The organism is Pedobacter sp. AK017 (assembly GCF_014200825.1).
In the GTDB taxonomy this organism is placed as follows: domain Bacteria; phylum Bacteroidota; class Bacteroidia; order Sphingobacteriales; family Sphingobacteriaceae; genus Pedobacter; species Pedobacter heparinus.
On record NZ_JACHCW010000001.1, the window covers coordinates 385776 to 402774 of the forward strand.

A 16999-nucleotide genomic window follows, 5' to 3' on the forward strand; every position below is an offset into this window, starting at 1 on the left:
ATCTACTTTATAAAACATTAAAAATCAAGATTAAAACCACAGGTGAACGTTCTCATTGAAGGGTATGAATAGGCTGCCACCTCAAAACCTCCTACCAGAGACATTCTAGGATCTATTCCTGAATGGGAAGACAACAACCATAAATTATCTCCGGAAGCGAAAATTCTCAATTTACTAATTTTAGTTCTTTTTAAAAGTTTCTCAGGAAGCGTATATCCAATTGTAATATTTTTCAGGTTTAAATAAGATGCGTTGAACAAAGCCATATCCGAATACAACCAACTTCCAAATGTGGCCCCATTGCCATAAGTATTACCATACATCACCATTGGGAATTTAGCGCCTGTATTCTCTGGCGTCCAGGTGTTACCTATTAACTCTGCAGACCTTACCGCTCCCTCGCTAATATAAAGGTTGTTTCCATACTCTGTGCTGAAAAACTTACCACCCAATTGATAGGCCAATGAAGTATAGAAATCAAAATTCTTATACCTCAATGAGGTACTAAAACCACCAATCCAATCAGGAACAGCACTACCCATTTCATACCTACTGGCTATAGAGTAGTCGGTTGAATTAAAGCTTTCACCTACTTTATAGTTAGGATAAAGGCCTGCATCAGCCTCTTTTTGGGTTACCTGATGCCCAAATAAAGGCAAACCAGTAGCCTGGTCGACACCAGCATATTTGAACAGGTATAAATTGTAATAATCTTTACCTATCCCTCTCAAAAAGACAGTTTGGGTAACCGCACCAGTACCGGCGGCTGCCCATCCGTCAACCCCGGAAGTCCAGTTTCCATTAAGTTCAGCTGATCCTACTCCTTTTGGCACATCTTTTAATATAGTTCTGTAATGTGTGCCATTTGTTGATACAGTCCAGTTCCAGTTGTCATTCTTGATGATATCAACCGAAAGATCAACTTCAAAACCCTTATTACTTAGTTTTGCAGAATTGGTCAAAACCGATGTCTGACCTTTTGAAATCGGAAGAGGCTGACTCCAGATTGCATTAGTTGTTAAGCGGTTGTAATAATCAAACGAGCCTCTCAACCGACCAAATAAACTGAACTCAAGGCCGGTATCAAATGTGTTGATATTTTCCCATGTCAATTGATCATTAACATACCCGTTTTTTGAAAGGTTATAGCTTGCTGGTATACCAGTACCCGCTGTGGTTGATGCGTAAACTGCAGAATAGCTCCAGGTTTGGTAACCGGAATAGTTGGCTACACCATTTTGATTTCCGATGATACCATAACTTGCACGAACCTTAAGGTCATTCAACCAATCTGAACTGCTCTTCATGAACTTTTCGCTGGATATTCTCCATCCTGCACCTACTGACCAAAAAGTTCCCCATCTATTTTCCGGTAATTTAAATTTAGACGATCCATCGCGGCGAATTGAACCTTGTAAAAAATACTTATTGTCATAGTTGTAGTTACCTCTTGCAAAATAACTTTCCATGTTACGGACATCCTGTGCTCCACCCGGATTAGAGAAAGTTCCTCCATCATATCTTCCAACAAAATTTGCATAGCTTATAAAGCCTGGAATCAGCTCATAAGAGGATCTGTAATTCAATCCTTCAGACTTGAATGAATCATACTCATGTCCAAGTAAGCCTTCAATAGTATGTAAGCCAATGGTTTTATTGTAATTCAACAATTGTTGGGCATTCAAGATAGCTACATTACTGAAAACTTTTCCAAAGGCACCAACACCTTGTGCCTGACCGGTCTCGTTATTCCAGAAACGCGTACGGACCTCATTAAATTTATCATAGGAGAAATTAGAAGTAAAGGTCAGATCACTATACAATTTAGCCTGAATATAAGTCCTGGTATTTAAATCGCCCGACTCTCTATTGTCCGTATCCGTATCCAATACGGTTAAAAGATTAGTATTGGACAATGCCGAAGTAGTTAAGCCCAATGGAGAATAGGTATCACCTGCCAGAACATGGACTTTTTTCTGGCCGTTCTCATAGATATAATTGCCGTCTTTATCTCTGGCATACAGCTGAATAAGTTGATTTTGGCCATTGATATACCTGAAAACATTTGACACTGCACTTCCTGGATTACGTCCGAATCGTGTAGCTGGCGATTGCGTATTGCGGACACCATACATTACATTGGTACCCATTTTTAACCAGTCAAAAACCTGCGCATTTACATTTGCTCTTCCATTATAGCGGGAAAAAGTTGAGCCCCTTATATAAGAAGGATCTTCCAAATATCCTCCAGAGAAGAAATAGTCAATTTTATCAGTTCCTCCAGAAACAGATAGATTATATTCCTGACGAAGTCTGTCTTCTAATACAAATTGATCATAGTTTTCATTGTACAATAATTTGGCGTTTGAATTTAATTTTCCATCAGGATTAACCAGATAAGCCCCTGACATCGTTTTACTGGAGTTAACACCTGATCCCGTTGTGGTATAGGTTGCCCCGGGAACGTCATACAGCATCCAGTTACCTAGATTGTTCATTTGAAAATTAGTGGCTGAACCTGTATAATCAAATAAGTGAGCACTGGCAAATTGTGCGGCAGCATCATGGCTCATGTTCGGATTCTGAACATTCGTTGTGTAGTTTTTTGAAGTTCCGGAACCAGCAACTCCATATCTTACAGAGTTATAGATTGACAACCAGGCATATTCATAAATATCTTTTGGATTGTCCATCTTATCAAATTGATAAGGTCCAGCCTGATTAACGCCGAACTTACCCTCAAAAGAAATCCTGGGTGCTCCGTTTTTTCCTTTTTTAGTTGTTACCAAAACGACACCATTTGCACCTCTGGATCCATACAACGCTGTTGAAGCTGCATCTTTAAGAATTGTTATACTTTCAATATCTTTAGGACTAATAGTGGCTAGTGGATTTGCATTCTGTGCAGGCACACCGTCAATAACAACCAATGCATCTGATGTACTTTGTGAAGCAGAACCCAAACCTCTAACTCTGATCCCCATATCAAGACCAGGCTGACCATCTACTGCAGAAACCTGTACTCCTGGAGCAGCGCCCTCTAATGCTCTACTCACGCTGGAATTCGATTGCACAGCAAGCACTTTGGAATCAATTGTTGAGATAGAACCCGTCAGATCTCTTTTTTTAGCAGTACCATACGCCACAACAACAACCTCATTTAAGCCGGTAGTTTGTTCCTGTAGCCGAATAGTCGGATCAAAGTTAGCATCTACTTTTACCCGCTGCTCAATAAATCCAATATAACTAAATGTTAAAGTGGAATTATTCGTACTCATAATCTCAAACTGCCCAAGCTTATCAGTTGAAGTTTTGTTTTTATTAGCCGATTCTGAAATAGATACTCCTAAAATTGGCAATCCTGTAACGGCATCTACAACTTTACCTTTTACACGCTTAGCTGTTTGACCGAATGTCTGTGTTGTCCATATTAACGATAATATAATCGCTAAAAAAGAAAATAAACTAGGTATTTTTTTTTTCATAAAATCTGGTATTATTTACGTTTAAAATTGATTCTTTTTGTTTTAATGCGGTCACTATCATTATAGGAACCATCATGCAGCATCCTTGATAGCATGAAACATCCTGCGATAAGTTTAACTACTTCCCATATTTGGCTATTATTTAATTATTAATTCTATTTATTTAAATATGTCATTTATTACCAAGAACACACTTACAACTGATATTTAAATTAATTGTAAATCTAAAAATATCTTTATACTCTTATTCAACTGTCATGTACTGTCCTGTCCTTCTATAAAGAAAACCATAACCAGTAGATAAACATCAGCGTCCAACTCTATATTTTTATCGGACATTGCGGAAAAAAACATTGTTCTTTCCATTTAAAAAGATTTTTAGTAATTTTAACCTATCAAATAAAAATCTTAGGAATTATATTTTTTGTAATGAAAACTCCAAAAAAACCAATCAACAAAAGCCAAGCAGAAGATCCAGAAAACGATCTGGATGATTCGTATGAAGGAACAAGCAAAAAGAAATCATACGATGATGATGATGACGACCTCGATATGCCATTAGATGATCTGGACTCCTTTGATAGTTTTTCGGATGATGATGATGACGACTATTAACAATTAAAAAATAATGATGAATAAGCATCCTGGGAAGGATGCTTTTTATTTTAAATCCCTTCAGGCGAAATGCAAATAACGATAGTATCCGGAAAGCGTACCAGAAAAGATTTTTTAGACGCCGCGCGTTTAATATATAAAGACGATAAAAACTGGATCTGCCCGCTCGATCAAGATATAGAACAAATATTTGACACACATAAGAACCCTTTTTTCCAGCACGGAAAATGTGCCAGATGGATACTAAAAGACAATCAGGGAAATTGTATTGGTCGTGTTGCTGCCTTTATAAATGATAAAAAGGCCCATCAATATAAACAACCTACTGGCGGCATGGGTTTTTTTGAATGTATCAATGACAAAAATGCGGCTTTCTTACTTTTTGATACGGCAAAAACCTGGCTTCAGGAAAATGGGATGCAAGCAATGGACGGCCCAATTAATTTTGGAGAGAACGATTCCTTTTGGGGCCTGCTTGTCGAAGGTTTTACACCACCATCTTATGGAATGAACTATCATCATCCATATTATCACTCTTTTTTCACAGACTACGGCTTTAAAAAAGAATACGAGCAAATCACCAATCACCTGGCTGTAAGAAAGCCTTTTCCGGAACGTTTTACCAAAATAGCCAATTGGGTAGCTGCTAAACCTGGTTATACTTTTGAACATTTTTCAAAAAAAAACGCAGCAAGGTATGCGGGTGAACTGATGGAAATATACAATGATGCCTGGAAGGATTTTGAGAACTTTGTACCCATAAAAAGGGAAACACTGGAAGAAAGCTTTGAAAAAATGCAGACCATAATGGACGAAAAGCTAATTTGGTTTGCCTATGTAAATGGAGAGCCGGCCTCATTTGTGGTGATTATACCTGATGCGAACCAGATGATCAAAGGCTTTAACGGGAAACTGGGCCTAATAGAAAAGCTTAAATTTGTGTACAGGCGCTGGGTAGGTGTAAACCGCATGCGTGCCATAGTTATGGGCACCAAAACGACTTATCAAAAGCACGGACTGGAATCGGCATTGTTTATTAAGCTAAAAGAGTATGTATTGCCTAAGAACCAGTATGATGAACTGGAATTGTCATGGGTGGGCGACTTTAATGATAAAATGCTGGCTATCCACCAAGCAACAGGTGCCACTTTTGGAAAGCGGCACCTGACTATGCGAAAGCTATTTTAAGGCTATTTTTCTCTTATTTCTTCATAAAGATCGATCACTTTCTTTTGAAGCTTAATGATCTCTTCTTCTCTTTGTGCAAGTTTTTCTTTTAAGCCATTAATTTCCTCAAAATTAAGCGACTGTGGGTTTTCACCTTCTTTGGATATAATGTCCATTGTTGAAACCTCAAAAAGATTAGCAATTTGTGCCAGTCTTGAAATGTTAATATCAGTAATACCAGTTTCGATTTTTGAGAACGCCGGGATTGAAATATTTAGACGCTTAGCCACTTCCCCCTGGCTCCAACCATTTTTCTGGCGCAATTGTCTAATGTTTTTTCCAATGATATTCATATTTTAAATTTAGGTGTGTAATCTTGTATTATATTCCTTATGCTTCTATATTCAACTCACGTGCCAATTTAACGAGATCCAATCCCCCAAAATTTCCCGAACTCATCAAAAGTAAGTTCGTATGATAAAAATTTACGTTTAATAAACAATCCTGTAAAGCTTCAGGCTTATCAAAAAACTGTAATTTATTACTTTTAAATGCCGTTTGAACATCATTCTTGTTAAAAGGCTCCATTTTTTTGTGCTGAAAAGTTTTTTCATCAATGTATACAATTGCTGTGTCGGCAGCTTCCATTGTGTGGGCGTATTGAACTAAAAAGTCTTTATTCAGGCTGCTGAATGTATGTAACTCTATACACGCTGTTAATTTTCTGTCGGGAAACTGCGCCTTTACTGCCTCGATAGTAGCCTTTAATTTTGATGGAGAATGTGCAAAATCTTTATATACATTGGTCTTATTCCTGCTGACAAGCAGCTCCAGCCTTTTAGCAGCACCTGTAAAAGATTGAATTGCGGCATCAAACTGTTCATTGTTTACGTTCAGTTGCGCGCAAATTAATTTTGCTGCGTTAAGGTTCATTAAATTGTGGTCGCCAAATATCTTTAATGGTATTTCTTCAGGCATCAGATAAGTAATGCCGTCTTTTATCAGGTGTTCAGGAATTCCATAACCAATTTTTTCTACGTCAGCTGTAGCTTCATCAACTACTTTAACCAGGTCGTGATCTGCTTTGCAGTAAATTAATTTGCCCCCAGGTTGTATGGTATCAATAAACAGTTCAAATTGCTTTACATAATCAGCGTATGTTTTGAACACATTAATGTGGTCCCAGGCAATACCACTGATTACCGCTATGTTTGCTTTATAGAGGTGAAATTTGGGACGTCTGTCTATCGGCGAAGCCAGATATTCGTCGCCCTCAATTACTATTAAGGGAGCTTCAGCAGTTATTTTGACCATGGTCTCAAAACCTGCAAGCTGTGCGCCCACCAGGTAATCGAAATCCCTTTTGTAGTAGTTCAGTACATGCAATATCATGGAAGTAATGGTTGTTTTACCATGGCTTCCACCGATTACTACTCTGAGTTTATTTTTGGTCTGCTCGTAAATATATTCGGGGTAAGAATATATTTTCAGGCCCATTTTCTGTGCTTTCAGCAGTTCAGGATTATCCGTTAGTGCGTGCATCCCTAAAATTACAGCATCCAGATTGGGCGTAATGTTGTCTTCATTCCAGCCCAGCTGTGCCGGTAAAATGCCGTATTTGGCCAGTCTGCCTGCCGATGGTTCAAAAATAACATCATCAGACCCTGTCACCTGATATCCTTTTTTGTGCAGGGCTATGGCCAGGTTGTGCATGGCACTACCACCAATAGCTATAAAATGTATGTGCATTGCTGTAATCTATTTAGTAAAATAAGCTGCCACCCAGTCGCCAATCTTTTTATGATCAACATATTTGATCCCAAAAGGTTCACAGGCAGCTTTTATCATATCCAGATCTGGTGATTCGTAAAATCCACTAAAGAAAATATTACCCTGTTTTTTTAAGATGGCAGCATAAGAAGGGATCTGATCGAGCAGAATATTGCGGTTGATATTGGCCAGGATGACATCAAAAGCTATTTCGGGGATAGCCTCTTTACTTCCACAAAGGGCCTCAATATTTCGGATGTTGTTTAATGCGGCATTTTCGATGGTACTCTGGTAACAAACTTCATCATTGTCTATAGCTACCAACCTGGCAGCCCCTTTTTTAGCTGCTAGAATAGCAAGTATTGCCGTACCACAGCCCATATCGAGCACTGTTTTATCCGCTACATCTGCATCCAGCAGGTACTGGATCATCATTGTTGTGGTTTGATGGTGTCCTGTACCAAAGGCCATTTTCGGATCAATGACAATTTCATATTTATATTGTGGCTGTGACTGATGAAAAGTTGCACGTACATAACACTGATCGGCTATGATAAGTGGTTCAAAATTCTTTTCCCACTCTTCATTCCAGTTTTTACCGGCAATTTCAGCAACCGTATAAGTGTACTGAAATTGCCCTTCGTACTGTTCCAGCAGACTTTTCAACTGATCTTCATCGTAAGTACCGGCCGCTGCAAATGCTATAAACCCATTGGCTGTATCTTCAAAAGTATTGAAACCGATATCAGCCAGATCAGCAATCAAAAGGTCCTGCTGATATTCTTCAATAGCTGTAAAGCTGAAAGTTACCTGTATGTATTGCATCTAAGAATTGAAAACTTTAACGATATCCACAAAATCTCTTGATTTTAGTGAAGCTCCGCCTATCAAACCACCATCAATGTCTTTCTGGGCAAATAGCTCGGCCGCGTTTTTAGGATTACAGCTGCCACCATATAATATAGTGGTCAGTTCTGCAACCTGGGCATTGTATTTGGCTGCAATTTCTTTTCTGATGAAGGCATGTACTTCCTGGGCCTGATCTGAGGATGCGGTTAATCCCGTTCCTATTGCCCAGACCGGTTCATAAGCAATCACTATTTTAGAAAAATCTTCGGCACTTAATCCAAAAATACCTTTATCGAGTTGGGCTTTAAGTACCTCGAAATAACTGCCATTGTTTCTTTGCTCCAAGGTTTCTCCGATACAAAAAATAGGTGTCAATCCGTTTTCCAATACTTTTATTGTTTTCTGTGCCAGCAGTTCATCACTTTCGGCAAAGTACTCGCGTCTTTCTGAGTGCCCGATGATTACATATTCAACACCTACAGATTTGATCATTCCGGCGGAAATTTCGCCAGTATAGGCACCACTATCGTTTTGGTGACAGTTTTGCGCCCCAATTTTAACAACATCAGCACCCAATTTAGCCAGGCTGTTCAAATGAATATAGGGAGCACAAATGATGGCGATCTGATTACCTTTTTTTTCGTCCTTTACCATATTCACTATTTCTGAAAATAAAGATATGCCGGCAGCATAATCAAGGTTCATTTTCCAATTTCCTGCAACTATTTTTTTTCTCATCATTATATATTGTTATTTTTTTAGGTTTTTAGTATTTATTTGAAAGCAGGGACAATTAAAAGTGCCTGTAGCTTTTGGTCATTTCAAAAACAGCAGATAAAATATCCTGCTCTGTCTGGTCAAACGAGATATCTCTACGTTCGTATACTTTCTCTGATGTTTCAAACATTTTATTCAGGCTATACACATCAAATCCATGTGCCCCACCCCAGGCGAAATCGGGAATAAAGTTTCTGGGAAAGCCGGAGCCAAAGATATTGGCACTCACACCGGCAACTGTTCCGGTATTAAACATCGTATTGATGCCGCATTTGGCATGATCGGCCATGATCAGTCCGCAAAATTGTAAACCGGTATTACGGAAACTTTCTGTTGCATACTCCCATAACCTAACCTCAGCATAGTTGTTCTTTAAGTTAGAATTGTTACTGTCGGCACCAATGTTACACCATTGCCCCAGTACAGCATTACCCAGGTAGCCTTCATGTCCTTTGGAAGAATAGCCCCAGATGATGGCATTGTTAATTTCGCCACCTACCCGACTATAGGGGCCTATGGTAGTTTGTCCGTAGATTTTAGCTCCCATTTTTACCTGCGAATTGTTGCAAAGTGCAAAAGATCCGCGAATGTGACAGCCTTCCCACACTTGCGAATTCTCTCCTATATAAATGGGCCCGTTCAGGCTGTTAAAAGTAGAACATTCGGCTTGTGCCCCCTCTTCTGCAAAAAATTCCTCACCTAAAAAAACATTTGTACTGCTCAGTTTAGCTGAAGCCCGCCCCCGGGTCAGTAAAGCAAAGTCTTTTTTCAGTTCAGCATCATTATTCCTGAATATATCTTCGGGTAAAGAGATCCTGATAAATTTTCCCTGATATATTTTGATTTCCAACTGCGCGTCGATATCAGGTATAAAAGCTGTACCGGCATCAATTTTACAGGCAATTAAAATAGCATCTTTTTTTAAGGCCTCACCGGTTTGCAGTGCTGAGATCGCTTCCAGCAGTGCCTCATCAGGACAAATTGAGCCATTGATATAGAGCTGGACTCCATTAAGCGGAGGATATTTAACGGCCAGATGTTCGGCGGTAATGAAGCCAGATGATGCTACATTCAGATGTTTCTTCCACTTTTCAGCAATCGTGAGGATTCCTACACGAAGATCTGCAACTGGTCTGGTAAAAGATAATGGACGCAGGGATAACCAGGCATTATCATCAAATAAATTGATCATCATAAGCTACAAAAATAAAAAAAGTCCCGAAGCAACAGCACCGGGACTTTAAATAATTTTCTATTTGTGTATAATTACTTCTTAGCGTAACGTGTTTTGAATTTATCGATACGACCAGCAGTATCTACCAATTTCATTTTACCAGTATAAAAAGGGTGAGAAGTGTGTGAAATCTCTAATTTATATAGAGGATACTCGTTGCCATCTTCCCATTTGATAGTTTCTTTAGTATCTACACAAGACTTTGTTAAAAAAGCATAGTCGTTTGACATGTCTTTAAATACTACAAATCTATAGCTTGAAGGATGCAGATCTTTTTTCATATGATTATATACTTATTTGTCGCTTATTTTTAAGGATGCAAATATCAGCATTTTATTTTTTAATCGCAAGTATGTGTGGAAAAATTATCTGCTATACTTTTTCCGGGTCTCGATCTTCTCCTTTTGCCTGCTGATGTAGGCATCGGCAATGACCTCGGCAGAGGGCAGGTCCGAGTTACTGATCAGCAGTGTTTTTAGCTTCTCTTCGTTCACATCAGCACGATAAAGGATATTCATCATTTTGGAAATGTTGTGGTCCAGCAGATAGGCAAAAGCTTCGATGAGGCGGGCGCGGAGCATAGCTTCAGTACCCAGCTCTTCTACTTCAAAGTCTTTAGCGATGATGAGGCTGAGTGAATTAAAATCTTCCATGGGTTAAGCTTTAATTTCCTGACACAGTTCTACAAGCACCCCATTTGTGCCTTTTGGATGCACAAAACAAACCAGCTTATTGTCGGCCCCTCTTTTTGGCTGTTCATTTAACAGTACAAATCCGGCTGCCTTTAACCTGTCCATCTCGACCACAATATCTTCCACATCAAATGCGATGTGGTGGATCCCCTCTCCCTTTCTTTCAAGGAATTTAGCAATGGGACTATCTGCAACAGTTGCACTGAGCAGTTCTATCTTATTCTGGCCGGTTTTAAAAAAGGCAGTATTTACCCCTTCTGAGGCTACCAGTTCCTTTTTATAGCAGGCCACACCCAACAATTGTTCGTAAAGGCTACAGGAAATATCCATATTTTTAACTGCAATGCCTATATGTTCGATTTTATTCATATCTACCCAAACGTTAAAAGAATGTAAAAATGCATGTTTTAACTATACCGTCATAGGTATTATTTATAATTGTTGGCAATCTTTTTTTGTATCTTTGTATATTAATAAGAACAAATATATATAATGGAACTTCCTATTTACTTAGATAATAACGCAACTACTCCTCTTGATCCGAGGGTATTGGAAGCAATGCTGCCCTATTTCACCAATAAATTTGGCAATGCTGCAAGCCGTAACCATGCATTTGGATGGGTTGCCGAAGAAGGTGTTGATTACGCACGTGAACAAGTTGCCAAACTGATTGGTTGCACTGAAAAAGAGATTATTTTCACTTCAGGAGCTACGGAGGCTGACAATCTGGGCATTAAAGGCGTATTTGAAATGTACCAGGAAAAGGGTAACCATATCATTACAGCTACTACAGAACATAAAGCTGTGTTGGATACTTGTAAACACCTGGAAAAACTGGGTGCGAAGGTTACCTATCTAAAAGTGAAAGAGGACGGATTAATTGACCTTCAGGAGCTTGAAGCTGCAATGACGGAGCAAACAATCCTGGTTACCATTATGTATGGAAACAATGAGATCGGTGTAATCCAGCCAATTAAAGAAATTTCTGCCATTGCCCATAAATTTGGCGCGTTGTTTATGACCGATGCTACACAGGCTGTAGGCAAAATCCCTGTAGATGTAAATGCTGACGGGATTGACCTGATGGCTTTTTCTGCTCATAAAATGTACGGACCTAAGGGTGTTGGGGTATTGTATGTACGCCGTAAAAATCCAAGGGTTAAAGTAACTGCACAAATGGACGGTGGCGGCCATGAGCGCGGCATGCGTTCCGGCACCTTAAATGTACCTGGCATTGTTGGTTTGGGTAAAGCCTGTGAACTGTGCCGTTTGGAAATGGATGAGGAAGCCAAACGTTTATCGGCCTTAAGGGACAAACTGGAAAATGCACTTACTGAGCTGGAAGAAAGTTATGTAAACGGAAATACGAAACACCGCTTACCTCATGTAGCCAACATCTCTTTTAAATATGTAGAAGGTGAAGGTTTAATGATGGCCATGAAAGATTTAGCTGTATCATCAGGCTCAGCCTGTACATCTGCTTCCCTGGAGCCTTCTTACGTATTAAAGAGCCTGGGCTTGTCTGACGATCTGGCACACTCTTCTATCCGTTATGGATTGGGCCGTTTTACGACTGAAGAAGAAGTGGATTATGCAATAGAAAATACTAAAAAAGCAGTAAACCACTTAAGGGACCTTTCTCCGCTTTGGGAAATGTTTAAAGATGGTGTGGATTTAAGTAAAATTGAGTGGGCAGAACATTAATTTTTAAAATCAAAAACAAGTAAAGATGGCATATTCAGAAAAAGTTATAGAACATTATACCAACCCCAGAAACGTTGGTACTTTAAATAAAGATAGTAAATCAGTTGGTACGGGCCTTGTTGGTGCACCTGAGTGTGGCGATGTGATGCGTTTACAGATTGAAGTGGATGAAAACAATGTAATTACAGATGCTAAATTCAAAACATTTGGCTGTGGTTCTGCGATCGCTTCTTCTTCTCTGGCGACTGAATGGTTAAAAGGTAAAAGCATCGATGAGGCTTTAACAATAGACAATATGGACATTGTTGAAGAGCTGGCTTTACCACCGGTAAAAATACATTGCTCGGTTTTGGCAGAAGATGCTATCAAATCGGCAATCAATGATTACCGTGTTAAAAATGGTATGGAGCCATTTGAACTGGCCAAATCTCATCATTAATCAAATATTTGACCGATTTTAATCTGGTACATCTTTTGAGCTATACCATTGTGAAATCAAAATATTAATATAAAATGATCACAATCACTGAAAAAGCAAAAAGCAAAATCGACCAGTTAATGGAAGAGTCGCAGATGGATACGACCTATTTTTTGCGGGTATCTGTTAAAGGGGGAGGATGTTCAGGATTATCATACAACCTGGACTTTGACGATGAAGAGAAAGCAGGAGATCAGTTTTTTGAAGATAAGGGAATCAGGATAGCACTAGACATGAAGTCCTTCCTTTACCTGGCAGGGACTGAACTCGATTTTTCTGATGGTTTAAATGGGAAGGGTTTTAATTTCAATAACCCGAATGCAAGCCGCTCATGCAGTTGTGGCGAGAGTTTTTCTGTTTAAATACAATTATTATATTTGCATAGGCCGGTACAGTTACATCTGTACCGGCCTATTTTTATAGATAACCAACATGTCATGGAACTATTTAATGAGCATTCTACCATACCCAGTTTATTGCGTAATGTTGTCGCCAATATCCATAACCCGGAAGAGACCTTTCTGATCCACAAAAGGAATGGGGTTTGGGAAGAGGTATCTTATGGGCATACGCTTAATTGTGCAGATGCCGTAGCTGCTTTTTTTATGGAGAAAGGCATTGTTAAAGGTGACAGGATGGGACTGATGATAGAAAACTCACCCGAATACGTATACTATGACCAGGGCATACAGCAAATTGGCGCCATCAATGTATCTATTTATCCTACCCTATCTGAGCAGGAAGTAGCATATATTGTGAACGATTCGGGCATGCGGGCCATTCTGATCGGCAACACCTTTCTATATAAAAAAATATTAAAGATAGCGGCCAACTGCCGCAACCTGGAATACATTGTCCCTGCTTTTACCGAATATCAGAAAGTTAGCATCCCTGAAAAGCTGAAGGTGCAGATCATTCCCTTTGATGAGGTTCTGGCTGAAACGGGAAAGCTAAAACCTGCCCGGCTGACGGAAATCGGCAGGATTCGTAACACCATACTACCAGCTGATATTTCATCGCTCATTTATACCTCGGGTACTACCGGTACGCCTAAGGGTGTTATGCTTTCACATAGTAATTTTGTAGAGAATGTAAAAGTATGTTTACAGCAAATCCCGGTGATAGACGAAACGGAAACATTCCTTTCTTTCCTGCCCCTTTCGCATGTTTTTGAACGGACCGCAACCTATCATGTTTGCTGTGCACAGGGTTGCAGGATCGCTTATGCACAAAGCCTGGAACTACTGGCCAAAAACATGGCTGAAATTAAGCCCACTGTAATGAGCTGTGTACCCAGGCTGTTGGAAAAAATCCACGACAAAGCCCTTAAGAGTGGTACTGCGGGCGGTGGATTAAAGTCTAAAATATTTCTTTGGGCACTGGAAGTTGGTCAGGATTACCGAAAGATCAAAGAAGCAGGTAAAACACCCGGAATGGTGATGCGTGCAAAAAAGACCCTTGCCGAAAAACTGGTATTCAGCAAGATCAAAGAAAAAACAGGGGGAAGGTTAAAGTTCATGATCTCGGGTGGCGCTGCTTTACCAAAGAATGTGGGTGAATTTTTTGGAAACCTGGGTATTAAAATACTGGAAGGCTTTGGCCTGACCGAAACTTCGCCCGTAATGGCTGTTACTGAATACCACAGACAGGTTTATGGGACTGTAGGCCGGATTATACCTGGCATTGAGGTGGGCATACAGGATATAGAAACCAGACAAATGATCAGTATACAGACCCATGACACCTTTATGGAAGACTTTGAATGTGCTGAGGGAGAAATCATTGTAAGGGGCCATTGTGTGATGCAAGGTTATTTTAACAAACCTGCCGAGACTGCGGAGGTGATAGATAAGGACAACTGGTTCCATACGGGTGATATTGGCCGCTTTTACCGGGGTAACCTGCAAATCACCGATCGTCTTAAAAATATGATCGTAAATGCCTACGGTAAAAATGTTTATCCTACACCAGTAGAAAACATTTATCTGAAAAGCCTTAAAATAGACCAGATTTTTCTGATTGGCGATAAACGTGAATACCTTACTGCCATAGTGATCCCAAACAAGGAGAACCTGCAGGAAAACTTTAATCTGCCGGAATCTTTCTTTGAAAAACCAGAAATATTTATCGCTGAAAAGGAAATTACAGACTGGATTGGTCAGGACCTGAAGAAGCTGTCTAATGAACTGGCCAAATTTGAGCGCATCAAAAATTTTAAGGTAAAACGTAATCCTTTCAGCATTGAAGAAGGCGAAATTACGCCAACTTTAAAGGCTAAGCGGAGGGTTATTGAAGCAAAATATGCAGAAACCATCAATGAGATGTATGCGGAGACTGTTGATACAGATTAAACCATACAAACTAATTGCATTTTTAATACCTATAGTCATAAAAGAACTAAGGTAAATCCCTATTTTTGCCTAATTATTAAATTAATACATCAATAAGCTATCCGGTTTAGCTGCCGGATACCAAAAATATATGAGTACAGGACTATCAGAATTAGAAGTATTGCGCCGTAATTCGCTAACACAATTACGTGAACTGGGTATCAATCCCTATCCTGCCGAAGCATTTGAGATCAATGCCCATGCAGCAGATATTTTAGCGAATTACGAACGGGATAAAACTGCTTATAAGAACATCAGCATGGCGGGCCGCATCATGAGCCGCAGAATTATGGGAAGTGCTTCTTTTGTGGAATTACAGGACTCAACCGGAAGAATACAGGTTTATCTGAAAAGAGATGACCTATGTCCGGATGAAGACAAAACTTTATACAATACCGTATTTAAGAAATTGCTGGACCTTGGTGATTTTATTGGTATACAAGGTTATGTTTTTACCACACAAACGGGTGAGATCTCTGTTCATGTAACAGCACTTACTTTGCTTTCCAAGTCTTTAAAACCATTGCCTATTGTTAAACGTGACGAGGAAGGAAATATTTATGATGGTTTTACTGATCCTGAAATGCGTTACAGGCAGCGTTATGTAGACCTTACGGTAAATCCGGGCTTTAAACAGATTTTTATCAACCGTTCCAAGGTGATCAATACCATGCGTGGATATTTTGATAATCAGGGCTGGATGGAAGTGGAAACACCTATTCTGCAACCCATTCATGGTGGTGCTGCAGCCCGTCCATTTGCTACACACCACAATACGCTGGATATGCCATTGTACCTGCGTATTGCCAATGAACTTTACCTGAAAAGACTGATTGTAGCAGGCTTTGACGGCGTTTATGAGTTTGGTAAAATGTTCAGAAACGAAGGGATGGACCGTACCCATAATCCTGAATTTACCTCTATGGAGATTTATGTAGCTTATAAAGACTACATCTGGATGATGGCCATGGTAGAAGAATGCCTGGAGAAAGTAGCTCTGGCGATCCATGGAAAACCTGTAGTAAAAGTTGGGGATTATGAGATCAACTTTGAAGGCCCATATGAAAAACTGACCATGTACGAGTCTATCCAGAAATATACAGGTATAGATGTTTCAGTTATGACAGAAGAAGAGATCAAAACGGTTTGCAAAAGCCTGGGCATAGAAATTGATAATTCTATGGGCAGGGGCAAGCTGATTGATGAACTGTTCAGCGAAAAAGTAGAGGCGAACCTGATCCAGCCGACTTACATTACCGATTATCCATTGGAAATGACACCTCTGGCTAAAAAACACAGAAGCAAGGAAGGACTGGTAGAACGTTTTGAATTATTTGTGATGGGTAAAGAAATTGCCAATGCTTACTCTGAGCTGAATGACCCTATTGATCAGCGGGAACGCTTTGAAGACCAGTTAAAACTTGCTGCAAGAGGTGATGATGAGGCGATGGCGATGGACGATGATTTTATCCGTGCCCTGGAATATGGCATGCCACCTACATCGGGGCTGGGTATTGGTATAGATCGTCTGGTAATGCTGATGACCGATCAATCGACCATACAGGAAGTATTGTTTTTTCCGCAGATGAGACCGGAAAAGAAAGTCAGAATAACAACTGATGAGGATTTTGTAAATGCCGGTGTACCTGCTGAATGGGTACAGGTAGTCCGCAAAATGGGCATCAACACCATAGAGGAATTAAAAGCAGCAAATCCAAATAAGGTTTTTAACGACCTGGGGGGTATGCGAAAAAAACTTAAATTGGAGCTGGCCATGCCTTCAAAAGAAGAGGTTACAGCCTGGTTTGCTTAACATAAAGGTAACAAAAGCTTAAAGG

General features: G+C 39.7%; 16 protein-coding genes. 7 read left to right on the forward strand and 9 right to left on the reverse strand.

Features of this window, described 5'->3' with window-relative positions; all coding sequences use genetic code 11:
* Positions 1–17: 17 nt before the first annotated feature.
* A complete protein-coding gene (locus HDC92_RS01730; protein ID WP_183871925.1) occupies positions 18–3485 on the reverse strand; it encodes a SusC/RagA family TonB-linked outer membrane protein in 3468 nt (1155 codons plus the stop codon).
* Between the two features lie 429 nt (positions 3486–3914).
* On the opposite strand from HDC92_RS01730, the gene HDC92_RS01735 reads away from it, so the two are divergent.
* Together HDC92_RS01735 and HDC92_RS01740 are read left to right on the forward strand one after the other, a co-directional pair.
* Positions 3915–4100 carry a hypothetical protein gene (locus HDC92_RS01735; RefSeq protein WP_015807401.1) on the forward strand — a complete coding sequence of 62 codons (186 nt, stop codon included), beginning with the start codon at positions 3915–3917 and terminating at the stop codon, positions 4098–4100.
* Between the two features lie 69 nt (positions 4101–4169).
* Complete coding sequence (locus HDC92_RS01740; protein WP_183871927.1) at positions 4170–5288, forward strand: GNAT family N-acetyltransferase; 1119 nt, start codon at positions 4170–4172, stop codon at positions 5286–5288.
* Between the two features lie 2 nt (positions 5289–5290).
* Here the strand turns inward: HDC92_RS01740 and HDC92_RS01745 are convergent, their stop codons facing one another.
* The 8 genes from HDC92_RS01745 to mce form a co-directional block, all read right to left on the reverse strand.
* Positions 5291–5620 (reverse strand): helix-turn-helix domain-containing protein, encoded by a 330-nt coding sequence (locus HDC92_RS01745; RefSeq protein ID WP_015807399.1) that lies wholly within the window; start codon positions 5618–5620, stop codon positions 5291–5293.
* Positions 5621–5657: 37 nt separating this feature from the next.
* Positions 5658–7016, reverse strand: coding sequence for a UDP-N-acetylmuramate--L-alanine ligase (locus HDC92_RS01750; protein ID WP_183871929.1), 1359 nt, complete (start codon positions 7014–7016; stop codon positions 5658–5660).
* A 9-nt stretch (positions 7017–7025) separates the two neighbouring features.
* Entirely contained in the window at positions 7026–7862 is an 837-nt protein-coding gene (gene prmA, locus HDC92_RS01755) for a 50S ribosomal protein L11 methyltransferase (RefSeq protein ID WP_183871931.1), read from the reverse strand.
* Entirely contained in the window at positions 7863–8624 is a 762-nt protein-coding gene (gene tpiA / locus HDC92_RS01760; RefSeq protein WP_036673900.1) for a triose-phosphate isomerase, read from the reverse strand. It lies immediately after the preceding gene.
* A gap of 55 nt (positions 8625–8679) precedes the next feature.
* Positions 8680–9858, reverse strand: coding sequence for a putative sugar nucleotidyl transferase (locus HDC92_RS01765; protein WP_183871933.1), 1179 nt, complete (start codon positions 9856–9858; stop codon positions 8680–8682).
* A gap of 71 nt (positions 9859–9929) precedes the next feature.
* Positions 9930–10178, reverse strand: a complete 249-nt coding sequence (locus HDC92_RS01770) for a type B 50S ribosomal protein L31 (RefSeq protein WP_015807394.1) — start codon at positions 10176–10178, stop codon at positions 9930–9932.
* Positions 10179–10262: 84 nt separating this feature from the next.
* Positions 10263–10550 carry a hypothetical protein gene (locus HDC92_RS01775; protein ID WP_183871935.1) on the reverse strand — a complete coding sequence of 96 codons (288 nt, stop codon included), beginning with the start codon at positions 10548–10550 and terminating at the stop codon, positions 10263–10265.
* Positions 10551–10553: 3 nt separating this feature from the next.
* Positions 10554–10958, reverse strand: a complete 405-nt coding sequence (mce, locus tag HDC92_RS01780) for a methylmalonyl-CoA epimerase (protein WP_183871937.1) — start codon at positions 10956–10958, stop codon at positions 10554–10556.
* Positions 10959–11081: 123 nt separating this feature from the next.
* Between mce and HDC92_RS01785 the strand changes: the two genes are divergently transcribed.
* From HDC92_RS01785 to lysS, 5 genes are all read left to right on the forward strand, one after another.
* Positions 11082–12293 (forward strand): IscS subfamily cysteine desulfurase, encoded by a 1212-nt coding sequence (locus tag HDC92_RS01785; protein ID WP_183871939.1) that lies wholly within the window; start codon positions 11082–11084, stop codon positions 12291–12293.
* A gap of 25 nt (positions 12294–12318) precedes the next feature.
* Positions 12319–12732: a Fe-S cluster assembly scaffold IscU gene (gene iscU / locus HDC92_RS01790; protein WP_015807390.1), complete on the forward strand. Its 414-nt coding sequence runs from the start codon at positions 12319–12321 to the stop codon at positions 12730–12732.
* 74 nt (positions 12733–12806) lie between these two features.
* Complete coding sequence (locus tag HDC92_RS01795; protein WP_183871941.1) at positions 12807–13133, forward strand: HesB/IscA family protein; 327 nt, start codon at positions 12807–12809, stop codon at positions 13131–13133.
* A gap of 75 nt (positions 13134–13208) precedes the next feature.
* Positions 13209–15122, forward strand: a complete 1914-nt coding sequence (locus HDC92_RS01800) for an AMP-dependent synthetase/ligase (RefSeq protein ID WP_183871943.1) — start codon at positions 13209–13211, stop codon at positions 15120–15122.
* A gap of 130 nt (positions 15123–15252) precedes the next feature.
* Entirely contained in the window at positions 15253–16974 is a 1722-nt protein-coding gene (gene lysS / locus HDC92_RS01805; protein WP_183871945.1) for a lysine--tRNA ligase, read from the forward strand.
* Positions 16975–16999: the final 25 nt, after the last annotated feature.